Origin of the sequence: Chryseobacterium flavum (assembly GCF_003385595.1) — a bacterium.
Classification (GTDB): Bacteria; Bacteroidota; Bacteroidia; order Flavobacteriales; family Weeksellaceae; genus Chryseobacterium; species Chryseobacterium flavum.
Genome location: NZ_QNUE01000002.1, coordinates 400,586 through 411,873, shown reverse-complemented (window position 1 = coordinate 411,873; position 11,288 = coordinate 400,586). Strand labels below are relative to the sequence as shown.

General features: G+C 35.8%; 12 protein-coding genes. 1 reads left to right on the top strand and 11 read right to left on the bottom strand.

The features are described from left to right. Positions 1–120 precede the first annotated feature (120 nt). The 5 genes from sufD to DRF59_RS03900 all read right to left on the bottom strand — a co-directional run bounded on the left by sufD (position 121) and on the right by DRF59_RS03900 (position 4,730). Positions 121–1,428, bottom strand: coding sequence for a Fe-S cluster assembly protein SufD (gene sufD / locus DRF59_RS03920; RefSeq protein ID WP_115957033.1), 1,308 nt, complete (start codon positions 1,426–1,428; stop codon positions 121–123). A 167-nt stretch (positions 1,429–1,595) separates the two neighbouring features. Then, positions 1,596–2,339: a Fe-S cluster assembly ATPase SufC gene (gene sufC, locus DRF59_RS03915; RefSeq protein ID WP_115956993.1), complete on the bottom strand. Its 744-nt coding sequence runs from the start codon at positions 2,337–2,339 to the stop codon at positions 1,596–1,598. 18 nt (positions 2,340–2,357) lie between these two features. Continuing rightward, positions 2,358–2,864 (bottom strand): GNAT family N-acetyltransferase, encoded by a 507-nt coding sequence (locus DRF59_RS03910; protein ID WP_115956991.1) that lies wholly within the window; start codon positions 2,862–2,864, stop codon positions 2,358–2,360. A gap of 6 nt (positions 2,865–2,870) precedes the next feature. Beyond that, complete coding sequence (gene sufB, locus DRF59_RS03905; protein ID WP_115956989.1) at positions 2,871–4,319, bottom strand: Fe-S cluster assembly protein SufB; 1,449 nt, start codon at positions 4,317–4,319, stop codon at positions 2,871–2,873. Between the two features lie 81 nt (positions 4,320–4,400). Next, positions 4,401–4,730 (bottom strand): HesB/IscA family protein, encoded by a 330-nt coding sequence (locus DRF59_RS03900; protein WP_115956987.1) that lies wholly within the window; start codon positions 4,728–4,730, stop codon positions 4,401–4,403. Between the two features lie 145 nt (positions 4,731–4,875). Between DRF59_RS03900 and DRF59_RS03895 the strand changes: the two genes are divergently transcribed. After that, positions 4,876–5,730, top strand: a complete 855-nt coding sequence (locus DRF59_RS03895) for a GLPGLI family protein (protein ID WP_115956985.1) — start codon at positions 4,876–4,878, stop codon at positions 5,728–5,730. Between the two features lie 52 nt (positions 5,731–5,782). Here DRF59_RS03895 and DRF59_RS03890 read toward each other — a convergent pair whose 3' ends face one another. The 6 genes from DRF59_RS03890 to ypfJ form a co-directional block, all read right to left on the bottom strand. Next, positions 5,783–7,882 (bottom strand): peptidase domain-containing ABC transporter, encoded by a 2,100-nt coding sequence (locus DRF59_RS03890; RefSeq protein ID WP_115956983.1) that lies wholly within the window; start codon positions 7,880–7,882, stop codon positions 5,783–5,785. Then, the gene (locus tag DRF59_RS03885) at positions 7,869–8,399 is read right to left on the bottom strand and encodes a peroxiredoxin family protein (RefSeq protein ID WP_115956982.1); all 531 of its coding nucleotides are present in this window, start codon (positions 8,397–8,399) and stop codon (positions 7,869–7,871) included. The genes DRF59_RS03890 and DRF59_RS03885 overlap by 14 nt, the downstream gene beginning before the upstream one ends. Position 8,400: 1 nt before the next feature. Then, positions 8,401–9,045: a hypothetical protein gene (locus DRF59_RS03880; protein ID WP_115956980.1), complete on the bottom strand. Its 645-nt coding sequence runs from the start codon at positions 9,043–9,045 to the stop codon at positions 8,401–8,403. Positions 9,046–9,616: 571 nt separating this feature from the next. Beyond that, positions 9,617–9,760 (bottom strand): hypothetical protein, encoded by a 144-nt coding sequence (locus DRF59_RS20700; RefSeq protein ID WP_157967431.1) that lies wholly within the window; start codon positions 9,758–9,760, stop codon positions 9,617–9,619. A 16-nt stretch (positions 9,761–9,776) separates the two neighbouring features. Then, positions 9,777–9,914, bottom strand: a complete 138-nt coding sequence (locus DRF59_RS20695; RefSeq protein ID WP_157967430.1) for a hypothetical protein — start codon at positions 9,912–9,914, stop codon at positions 9,777–9,779. A gap of 472 nt (positions 9,915–10,386) precedes the next feature. After that, positions 10,387–11,244 (bottom strand): KPN_02809 family neutral zinc metallopeptidase, encoded by an 858-nt coding sequence (ypfJ, locus tag DRF59_RS03870; RefSeq protein ID WP_115956976.1) that lies wholly within the window; start codon positions 11,242–11,244, stop codon positions 10,387–10,389. Positions 11,245–11,288: the final 44 nt, after the last annotated feature.

Genomic DNA, 11,288 nt, shown 5'->3' with positions numbered 1-11,288 from the left:
ACACACAGCAAATTAATCAATTTGCAAATATTAGGAAAGCAAAAGCTTTCCTTTTTTTATGCTCAAAAAAAGACTGCCTCACTTTTGAGACAGCCTCTTTTATTATCAACTATATAACGTTTAAAATTCTATATCTACTTCTAATTTCTCGGCCAGTAACTTTGATATCTTTTCCTTAAGCGGCTCGATATCGATGTTTTGCATGGCATCATTAGCAAAGGCATACAAGAGCAGGGCCTGAGCTTCTTTTTTAGAAATTCCTCTGGCTCTCAGATAAAATAGGGCATCTTCGTTCAGTTGTCCTACTGTACATCCATGAGAGCATTTCACATCATCAGCAAAGATTTCCAATTGTGGTTTTGTATCTATGCTTGCTCCTTCACTTAGCAAAACGTTATTATTCTGCTGGTATGCATTCGTTTTCTGTGCAATTTTGTCAACAAAGACCTTTCCGTTGAAAACCCCATGAGCATTGCCATCGAAAATACCTTTATAATTTTGATAGCTTTCACAGTTCGGATAATTGTGGTGAACTGCTGTATGATGATCTACCAGCTGATCTTTTCCTATAATTGTAATTCCGTTCATAAATGAATTGATATTCTGTCCATTATGAATGAAATCCAGATTATTTCTTACCAGTTTTCCACCAAAGGAGAATGTATTTACAGTAGTCAGACTGTCTTTTTCCTGTTTTGCAAAAGTGTGGTCAATAAGATAGGAGGTATTATTATCATTCTGTAACTTATGCCAGTCTGCTTTGGCATTGGGATATGTGAAGATTTCTGTTACAGAATTCGTCAACACATATGTGCTGTCAAAATTATGATGGCTTTCAATAACTTCTACCTTTGCACCTTCTTCTACGATCAGTAAATTTCGGGTATTGTAAAACGTATTTTCTTCCTGGTTCTGAGAAATGTAGAAAATATGAATAGGTTTTTCAATGACTACATTTTTAGGAACTTTTAAAAAGAACCCATATTTACAGTACGCCAGGTTCAAATTAGTGAAAGCAAGATCCTTAGATGCAATACTGTTAAAGTACTGATCAAAAACTTCTTTATGTTTTTCATCATTCAGTGCATAATTGAATGAAAGAAATTCTGCATTTTCAATTGAAATTTTTGATAATTCTTTGTGAAGTGTACCGTTTACAAAAACAATCCAATCGAAATGTTCCTCTCCTAAATGCAGTTGGTCAAACTGTTCTTTAGTGATGTTATGGCTCTCTTTCGGGAAGAAGCTATAGCTTTTTTCCGTGATCTCCTTCAGATTGGTATATTTATATTCTTCGTCTTTTTTTGTTGGAAAACCAATGTTTTCAAATCTTTGCAGAGCAGCTTTTCTTTCATCATCCAGAAACCTGTGACGAAGACTCTCCAAAAATTCATTATGGTTCTCTATAATCTGTTCTTTTAATGCCATTACTGGTATATCTGTGGTTTGCACCATTTTTTCTTTTTATTTGAACTAAAATATTGCCATTCCAGGGAATATGGAATCTGATTTTTTAAGTAGAGGTTCTTCATTTTGCCAGCCTTCAGTTCAGGAGGCTGCTAAAACTTTAATCTCTGAAATGACCGGTTTCCCTCTTAGTTAAGAAGCCAGTCGTACCCTTTTTCTTCAAGCTCAAGGGCTAAGGATTTATCACCGGTTTTGATGATTTTTCCATTGGCCAGAACGTGAACAAAGTCAGGTTGAATATAGTTAAGCAATCTCTGATAGTGAGTAATCAGAAGAACTGCATTTCCTTCATTTTTAAAATAATTTACTCCATCAGCAACGATTCTTAAAGCATCAATATCTAATCCTGAATCTGTTTCATCAAGAATAGCTAACTTGGGATTAAGCATCATCATCTGGAAAATTTCATTTCTTTTCTTCTCTCCACCAGAGAATCCTTCATTCAGTGATCTGGAAAGGAAATCTTTTTTGATTCCCAGCTTTTCAGATTTTTCACGAATTAAAGCAAGCATTTCTTTCGCCGGCATTTCTTCCAACCCGTTAGCTTTTCTGGTTTCATTCAGGGCTGCTTTTATAAAGTTTGTAACAGAAACCCCTGGAATTTCTACCGGATACTGGAAAGAAAGGAAAATCCCTTTATGAGCTCTTTCTTCAGGAGCATCTTCACTGATATCTTCTCCCTCGAAAAGAATTTCCCCACCGGTTACTTCGTAATCCTCCTTACCGGCAATTACAGAAGAAAGTGTGGATTTACCGGCTCCGTTCGGCCCCATGATAGCGTGAACTTCACCCGGTTTTATTTCAAGATTAATACCCTTTAATATTTCTGCGCCATCTTCAATTTTGGCGTGAAGGTTTTTAATTTCTAACATTTTATTTGCTTAAACAAATTATTTTTGAATTCTATATACTAAACTTTCAGGTTGACCGGGAACATCATTAAGTGTTCCTATTTGGGTCATTCCTGCCTTTTCCAAAACTTTAACGGAAGCTATATTATCAGGACGAACAACTCCGAATATTTCTTCTTTATTGCTGTCATTCAATCCAAAGGCTATAGCTTTTTTCGTGAATTCTGTGGCATATCCGTTCCCCCATGCCCCGGGAGCAAAACGATAACCAAGATTCAGCTTTTCTTCCTCTCCATATAATTTATAACTCAGACCTCCAAAACCTATAATGTTTTCAGGATTATCCTTTTCAACAATTGCCCAGCTTCCAAAATGATATTTTTTCCAATGTTCAAGCATTTTTATAAATGTGCTTTCTGCTTTTTCCAGATTCATTGGCCCGCTTGGGTTATGCTTATTGGTTTCAGGATCATGATTAATCTCAAAGAACCTTGCAAAGTCTTCTTCTACGGGCTTCCTTAAAATTAATCGTTCTGTCGCTATCATATTTTTTTATCCTACAGATCCCTCTAATGAAATTTCCAGTAATTTTTGTGCTTCGATGGCAAACTCCATTGGAAGCTTATTCAAGACTTCTTTACTGAAACCATTTACGATCAGTGCAATTGCTCTTTCTGTATCAATTCCTCTCTGATTGCAGTAGAAAATCTGATCTTCTCCGATTTTCGAAGTGGTAGCTTCGTGTTCTAACTGTGCAGACGGATCTTTGATTTCAATATAAGGAAAGGTGTGGGCACCGCATTCATTACCCATTAACAAAGAATCACATTGAGAAAAGTTTCTTGCTCCTTTCGCTGATGGCATTACTTTTACCAGTCCTCTGTATGAGTTTTGAGATTTTCCTGCAGAGATTCCTTTGGATATGATGGTAGATTTTGTATTTTTTCCAATATGGATCATCTTTGTTCCTGTATCTGCATATTGGTGATTATTGGTTACAGCAATAGAGTAGAACTCTCCGATTGACCCGTCACCTTTCAGAATACAAGATGGATATTTCCATGTTACTGCAGAACCTGTTTCCACCTGTGTCCATGAAATTTTTGCATTCCTTTCACAAAGCCCTCTTTTTGTTACAAAATTGAAAACTCCTCCTTTTCCTTCTTCATTCCCGGGATACCAGTTCTGAACTGTTGAATACTTAATCTCAGCGTTGTCTAAGGCAATCAGCTCCACAACTGCTGCGTGCAATTGGTTTTCATCTCTTGAAGGCGCTGTACAACCCTCAAGGTAAGAAACATAACTTCCTTCATCTGCAATGACAAGTGTTCTTTCAAACTGGCCGGTTCCTGCCTGGTTGATACGGAAGTATGTAGAAAGTTCCATCGGGCATTTCACACCTTTAGGAATATAACAGAAACTTCCGTCAGAGAATACTGCGGAGTTTAGTGCTGCATAAAAGTTATCACCTCTCGGAACTACTTTTCCAAGATATTTTCTTACCAGGTCCGGGTGGTTTTTAATAGCCTCAGAAATCGAGCAGAAAATGATTCCTTTTTCTGCCAGTGTTTCCTGGAAAGTAGTTTTCACAGAAACTGAGTCCATAACAATATCTACTGCCACACCTGAAAGTCTTTTTTGTTCTTCAATATTAATCCCCAGCTTTTCGAAAGTTTTCAATAGCTCAGGATCTACTTCGTCAAGACTTGCCAGTTCAGGTTTTACTTTTGGAGCAGCATAGTAGCGGATTGCTTGAAAATCCGGCTTTTCATATTTGATATTAGCCCATTCAGGTTCTACCATTTTTTGCCAGATTTTGAAAGATTCAAGACGCCACTCCGTCATCCATTCAGGCTCTTCTTTTTTTGCAGAGATTGCACGGATGATGTCCTCATTCAGACCAGTCGGGAAATCTTCATAATCAATCTTCGTTTCCCAACCGAATTCATATTTTTTATTTTCTAGATCGACTCTTAAATCGTCTTCAGTGTATTTACTCATTATTATTTTTTAGATTTCAGATTTTAGATTTCAGCGGTCAGATAAGCCTGAATGCAGATCTCTAGTATCCAATGTCTTTCTCTAAAGACTAAATGATTCACCACATCCACATGTTCTGGATGCATTAGGGTTGTTAAATACAAACCCTTTTCCGTTCAATCCTCCTGAATATTCAAGAGTTGTCCCTGCTAAATAAAGGATGGATTTTTTGTCTATAACAATTTTAATGTTATTATCTTCAAAAATCTGATCCGTATCTGTCTTTTGGTTGTCAAATTTTAAAACATATTCCAGTCCGGAGCACCCTCCGCTTTTAACTCCCACTCTTATATAATCTTCAGCAGGGTTAAAACCATCTTCTGTCATCAGCTGGATGGCTTTCTCCTTTGCTTGGTCTGATACTTTTATCATTGTATTTATTTAGAATGATTTAATGATGCAAAAATACGAACAAAAATCAGGATATAAAAATCAGCATTTTTATTTTATCGATTTTTATTATTGATGGCTTTAACCTTGGTAATCTTTTGAAATCCAAAACATAAATAATTCAAAAATGAAAAAATTAGGCATTATTGCTCTGGCCCTCTTTATACAGCATATTTCAGCACAGGTAAACAGGTTTGTGTATCAGGTAACGATGAAGCCTGATGCTGAAAATAAAAGTGAAGTTAAGACAGAAAATGCATATTTGGATATTTCTCCGGAGAAGTCAGTTTTTTATTCTGAAAACCGGATCAAAAGAGATTCTATTATGCAGAAAGCTTTCCAGGGAGGTGGTGGAAGAGGAAGTATTAACAGGGATCAGATGGAAAACCTGAGAACCAGTATTAATTATTCTGTTGAAAAAGATAAAACAAACCAGAAAATTTTTTTTAAAGACCGTATCGGGAGAGACATGTATTCCTATGAAGAAGACAGACCGCTTAGCTGGACGATTTCTTCAGAAACCACAAAAATCGGGGAATATAAGGTTCAAAAGGCAGAAACGGATTTTGCTGGAAGAAAATGGACGGCATGGTTCACTACAGATCTTCCCTATCAGGATGGGCCTTATAAATTTGGCGGGCTTCCGGGATTAGTGGTGAAAGTGGAAGATGAGAAAGGAGATTATTCTTTTGACCTGATGAAGAATTATAAGATTGCTGAATTTCCGGAGCTGAACCAGTTTGGAAATACAATTAAGGTAAAAAGAGCTGATTTTGTAAAGCAGCAGCAAAAGTATAAAAGTGATCCGGCAGCATTTATGAACCAGGGTGGGGGACAAGGCAGCTTTTCTACTACCATACGGACTGGAGGCAGAAGTGGAGCAGGCGGAAGAAATCAGAATCCTGCAGATATGAGGAAGAGAATGGAAGAACGGGTAAAAGAGGAAGTGAAGAAGAGCAGTAATCCAATCGAACTGCAATAATTAAAAAGCCCTGAAGAAAAATTCAGGGATTTTTTTGTATAAAATTAAGATCTTAGCCAAGATCAGGAACTTTTGGTTTATTAATGATGATCATGTCATCACACATTTCCTTTACTTCTTCCAGATGATGGCTGATGATCATGATGATTTTTTCAGACTTTATCTTCTCAATCAGTTTACAGATAAACATTCTGTTCTCCTTATCCAGAGAAGAGGTGGGTTCGTCCAGAATTAAGAATTGAGGGTCATGATACAACGCACGCATCCATCCAAGCAGTTGTTTCTGGCCTCCTGATAAATTAATACCTTCTTCACCTGCCAGGGTGAAGAACCCTTGAGGTAATGAATCAATAAAAGCATCAAAGCCTAATGAGATAACCTTCTGTAATTTATGCTCATTAACTTCTTCACTGAGAATAATGTTTTCCAGTATATTTCCGTTAAATAGCTGAATGTTTTGGGGGACAACACCGGTTAAACTTCGCCATGCCTGAATTGATATATCTTTTAAGTTGATGTTGTTATTTATAATGATCGCTCCATTTTCGGGAGAATAATTTTTTTGCAGAATTTCTGTAAAAGTGGTTTTACCACAACCACTTTCTCCAAGAACACAAGTGACTTTTCCCTGTTCCAGGGAAAGAGTTATCCGATGAAGAAGCCGGCTTCTGCCATTAAATCTGAAATCTATGTTTATTACATCAATGGAATCTATATTTTTAATCTCTTTTCCTTCTGTTTCTTCTTTTTTCAAAGAAGAATATTCAAACATCCTGTTAAAAGCGACTCTTGCTTCCTGTAGAGGAATTGTAATCAGTGCAAGATTAGTAATAGAAGAAAGAAGTGAAGAAGAAATTCCTATAATAGCAGTAAGTTCACCAATTTTAATAGTACCATTCAGTACCCCGTAAGACGATAATCCTATGATGAGAAGAAGAAAAACAACCAAAGCTGCTCCTGAATATAATGATATGGTAAGATTAAGTTTTCCAAGTTCAAATACCCTGCGCTGATAAAGGCTGAAAACGGCCTCATTTCTTTTTTCAAATAAATACTGCTTTGAGAATGCTTTGATCACATCTATTCCTTTTATACTGTCAATATAGTTAGATTCGCGTGCGCTGTAAGATTGCATTACATTACTCTGGGCTTCAATAATTTTTTTATTAAAACTAAACAGTATTAAAAAGACAATGGGAGATATAATAATACAAACCACTGCAAGCTTCCAGGCGTAGGCAAAAAGAAAACCTATGGATATCAGAACCCCTAAAGTGTCAACAACAGTATTGGTTATCAATTGTTTTATAACAGTTTGAATTCTCTGGGTATCATTCAGTCGTGCTACGAAGTCTCCAATTTTCCGGGTATCAAAGAATATTTTAGGGAGGTGGAGAAGTGAGGAGTAAAACTGTTTGTTGATTCTCTCATTGAATGACCTACTTTGTTTAATGTTATATAGTTCTCTCAAAGCCTGGATACCAATTCTTGCAAAAAGAAGAAACCCAAGAAAAGAGATGCTTAACAGAAGAAGGTGAATTTTTTGTTTCGGAAGGATATCATCAATTAGTTTTTGTGAGAATACAGACATAGACATTCCCAACAAAGTAAAAATAAATCCAAGTATGATAATCGTGTAAATGGCTTCCTGATCTTCTTTAATAAGATGTTTTAGCCAAACTTTTTTCTTTTTCTCAATTACTGTATTGGTCTCAAATAATAAAGCCGGTTTAAGGGTAAGACACGTTTTGGATACCCAAACCTCATTCAGGTATTCTTTTTTCCAGTATTCTAATCCCTTTGCAGGATCCCCGATATAAAACTGATTATTCTTATCATTGAAAGAATAGCAGATTACATAGTGCTCATATTTTTGATCGATAATAACATGTAAAATAACTGGTGCACCATGTTTGATGAGTGTATCGATATCCCCTTCACAACCCTCTGCCTCGAAGCCGATTTCTGTGGCGCACTGATAAAGCCCCAGTAATGTTGTTCCGGTTTTTCCTGTGCCACTTTTCTCCCGGAGGGTTTCCAGTGAAATATTCCCATCATAATATTTTACCAGGGATTGAAGACAGCTTACACCACAATCGGTAAGGTCTTTTTGAAGTGAAAAGGTTTTTTGTATAAGTTTATTTTTTTTCATGTAAGGTTTCTGACAGTAATTTTTCCAGCTTTATTACTCCTGACCATCTTTTAATAAGCCTGTTATTGTGGTCATAAACTAAAAAATAAGGGATGCTGTTCATTCCAAATGTCTGATAAAGCCTGGCTTGCTCATCCTGGCACCATTGAATATTCTGATACTGGTCCAAATTGTATTGGCAAGCAAATTCTTTAATTTCGGTTATCGGTTCGCTGGCAATCCAAATCCATTGAACCTCAGTATATTTGTAGTGTATTTTAGAAAGCTCTTTTGCTTCTTTCCGGCAATAATCACAATCCGGGTTAAAATAAATGATAACTTTGCTATAAGGCCCTATTAAGCCTTTTGACTCAAATAATGTATTGTCAATTGTTTTAAGACTGAAGACAGGAATGTTTTTTAATGTTTTTATTCTCTCATTCTTTTTTTGAAAACAGAATAAAAGGTAAAGAATCATTCCAATTAGCAGAACAGGTATAATAATAGCTGTTATTTTTAAAACGAATCTCTTTTCCATATTAAGACTGGATGTTTAATACCATGAAAGAGATTATCCCTGCCCAAAATAACAAACCAGTGCCATAAGTAAGGGCAGTAAGGACAAAAGATTTTTTAAAGCTGATTTTTTTTCCAGAAAGTTCCTGAATTCCCCAGGCAAGAATTCCCCAATAGAATAGTTCAAAAAAATTTACCAATTGTAGAGGATATGCAATCCATTTTTCGGAAGAAATATATTCCTTATAATTCAGCAGTGAGATCGGATAATAAGTCTGAAGGCTTTCCAGTGTATAGTCTGTATCAATCCCGTAAAAGTTGGCAAACTTGTAAAAACCAGCAATAATAAACACAAATTCTGCTGTTAAAACAAGAGTCATTAAGTCTGTAAATTTTATATTTTCTAAACCCGGAAGGTCCAGTAATTTGAGAAAATTGAGACAGAAGGTAACTAATGCTATCTTAATTCCAATTAAAATAAACGTTGTTATATAGCTTACCCACCACCATTTTTTTTGACTTTCTATATAGCCTTGAACTATTTCGTCAGGATAATCTTTAGATAAGAAATCGAAGATTTTTGAGCTTGTGGTAATATAATGCTTATCCAGATAAGTGAGCAGGAAATAGAAAGAGACGATGCTTGTGAAAAGAATTAAATTTCTCATGTTTTTTCATTAATTAAGTAATTATTGTACAGTCAATATATTGTATCTATACAAATTGAATTTCTTAGTTTGTGTTTTATAAATTGGAGATAACCTGGAATACAGGTTCTGTTTTATATTTATAGTTCAGCTGAATCTGAACATAGATATTCTGATAGGCCGCCATTACAAATGTCCTATGATGTATACACATTCTGCTATCCGGTAAATACGGATTGGGAGTTGAGAAAAGAGAGGGAAGTTACCCCCTCTCTAAATAAAACCAATAGTTAATAAATAATATATCATCCTTATTATAAATAAGACTAATATTCCTTCTACATATTATAAAGTAAAAAACCTGTAAAAAATATTGAAAGGCCACATATGATGGAGAAAACAATATCTTTAAAAGTGGTATTTTTACTTATTATTAATGTAAACAGACAGGACATACCAACAATAAAAAAGAATGTATATGCCCCGAAGGATAATGCAGATATATGATAGGCCATATATAAAACAGGAATATAAAATAAGATAATTAAACTCCTTTTCTCTTTAAGTTGTGTTGACGCTGCCATAATATTATTTACCAGGATGAAACCCAGCAAGACCATGCCAGGTTATAGCCAAAAACAGGATTAATCAATGTTGCAACAACCGCTCCATTCCAGCAGTCTTTAGGACTTCCTCCTTTTATGGCTTCCATGTTTTTATTTTCTAACTTTTTCATAATGTGTATTTTATATTTACATTGAATAAAGATAACAACCAAGGGCCCAGATCCCTGCTCCCACGCCAACGGCTGGGATAATAGCACCTACTCCTCCAGCAATAATTGCTGTTATATTACAGTCGCGGATACTTCCGCCTTGCAAATCTTCCATTTGCGAAACATTTAGTTTTTTCATTTTCTTTAAATTTTAATTAAATAGTTCATTTGTCTGGATATCCAGATATAGTTTACCTGTTTTAGATCCTATTACTGTGCACTCCTAAGACCAATGGTAAATATTTCAACGTTGAATGATTTCAAAAATAAATATAAATTTTATTCCAATTGTTTATATTATTTGTAATTATGTTGCAGATTTACATACAATATTGTATGCATATAAACTTAATTTTGAAATGTTATAATTTGTTAAATTATAAATAAATCGAAAAAATAGTATATGGAGAATTATTCTATTGGAGAATAATTAAGGTAAAATTGTAATGTGCATACTTATTTTCTATTGTACACATATACAAATAAGGCGAAGAGCATACAATATGAAGACTTTAGAATTTCTAATAAAGAAAAAAAATAACCCCCTGATAATTTCAGGGGGTAAATGTTGTATAATAAGTTCTCTTTTATTTTAAGAGCTGGTTGAAGGTATCTCCTTGTCTGATATCTCCGGTATTGTAACCCTTCATGAACCATTCTTTACGCTGGGCTGAAGATCCGTGGGTAAAGCTTTCCTGATTTACATATCCCTGGGATCTTTTTTGGATATTATCATCTCCAACAGCCTGTGCTGCGTCAATGGCAGACTGAATGTCTCCGGGTTCCAGAATATGTTTGGTGTCATCTGTTCGTCTGGCCCAAACCCCTGCATAAAAATCAGCCTGTAGTTCTGTAGCAACCGATACCCTGTTCATTTCTGCCTCAGAATATCTTCCGCTTCTTCTGAGGGCATCTACTTTTTGTGTAGTACCTAAAAGAGTCTGGACATGGTGGCCTACTTCATGGGCAAGAACATAAGCTACCGTAAATTCTGTAACCTGTGCTCCAAACCTTTGCTGTAATTCGTTAAAAAAGCTCATATCCATATATACCTTCTGGTCTGCAGGGCAGTAGAAAGGACCCATGGCAGACTGGGCAGTTCCACATGCTGTATTTGTTGTATTTTCAAAAAGCACAATCCCCGGATCGGTATAGGTCATCCCGTTTTCTTTAAAAACCTGGCTCCAGGTCTGGCTGTTCCAGGCATCCATCATTTTGACCATCTCACCGATTTGTTTTTCACTGGCTGTAAGTTCTCTTTGCTCTCCGGTATTTCCGGAGGATTGCACACTGCCGGAATTAAGTATACCTGAAGGATCACCTCCTAAAAAGAAAACAATAGCAGCTATAATTAATGTTCCAAGGCCTCCGCCTACGATCATTCCTCCGCCTCCGGAACCACGGCGGTCATCAACGTTTCCGCCTCTGTCGTCTGTCCATTTCATAGTAATAAATTTATTGGTTAATTTAAATATTTTAAGTTAAATCA